This is a genomic window from Parashewanella hymeniacidonis (assembly GCF_016900895.1).
GTDB classification, from domain to species: Bacteria; Pseudomonadota; Gammaproteobacteria; order Enterobacterales; family Shewanellaceae; genus Parashewanella; species Parashewanella hymeniacidonis.
Genome location: NZ_JAFEUN010000281.1, coordinates 1 through 1266 on the forward strand (window position 1 = coordinate 1; position 1266 = coordinate 1266).

Annotated in this window: 1 protein-coding gene; it reads right to left on the reverse strand. The window is 48.7% G+C overall.

Features of this window, described 5'->3' with window-relative positions; genetic code table 11:
* Positions 1-1266, reverse strand: a 1266-nt coding sequence (locus JQC92_RS22340) for a hypothetical protein (protein ID WP_205001724.1), incomplete at both ends; no start/stop codon positions are given.

The following is a 1266-nucleotide window of genomic DNA, read 5'->3' on the forward strand; positions in this document are numbered from 1 at the left end:
AGTCCAACACGCTCATGAATGCTTTTACCGTCTTATGATAATGGCATTGCTGCGCCATAAATAACCCAAATGTTTCGTTACCACTTTTCGCCGCTGCCAGCTCCTTGAATGCCTCTTCCGACAGAGATTTTCCTCTCAATAACTCGGCCAACACCGTCATAAATGCAGCCACCGCCTCATGCTGACCGTTTTGCAACGCCAGAAATAACCCTGGGGTTTCGTTGCCACCTTTCGCTGCTGCCAGCTCTATGAACTTATCTTCTGATAACGTCCTTGCCTTCAGTAACTCCGCCAGCACCTTCATAAACGCAGTCACCGTATCATGATGACCACTTTGCAGCGCTAGACATAACCCTGGTATTTCGTTGCCACCTTTCGCTGCTGCCAGCGCTATGAACTTATCTTCTGATAACTTCCCTTCCTTCAGTAACTCCACCAGCACCTTCATAAACGCAGTCACCGTCTCATGCTGACCATTTTGCAGCGCCAAATATAGTCCACGTCTTTTCCCCGCTGCCAGCGCTATGAACTTATCTTCTGATAACTTCCCTACCTTCAGTAACTCCGCCAGCACCTTCATAAACGCAGTCACCGTCTCATGATGACCCTCTTGCAGCGCCATCCATAGTCCAGGTGTTTCGTAATAATCTTTCGCTGCTGCTAGCTCTATGAACTTATCTTCTGATAACTTCCCTTCCTTCAGTAACTCCGCCAGCACCTTCATAAACGCAGTCACCGTATCATGCTGACCATTTTGCAGCGCCAGACATAGTCCAGGTGTTTCGTCACGTCTTTTTCCCGCTGCCAGCTCTATGAACTTATCTTCTGATAACGTCCTTGCCTTCAGTAACTCCGCCAGCACCTTCATAAACGCAGCCACCGTATCATGCTGACCGTTTTTCTGCGCTAGACATAGTCCAGGTGTTTCATCACGTCTTTTTCCCGCTGCCAGCGCTATGAACTTATCTGCTGATAACTTCCCTGCCTTCAGTAACTCCGCCAGCACCTTCATAAACGCAGTCACCGTATCATGCTGACCGTTTTTCTGCGCCAGACATAGTCCAGGTGTTTCGTTACCATCTTTCGCTGCTGCCAGCGCTATGAACTTATCTTCTGATAACTTCCCTTCCTTCAGTAACTCCACCAGCACCTTCATAAACGCAGCCACCGTATCATGCTGACCGTTTTTCTGCGCCAGACATAGTCCAGGTGTTTCATCACCATCTTTCGCTGCTGCCAGCTCTATGAACTTATCTGCTGATAACG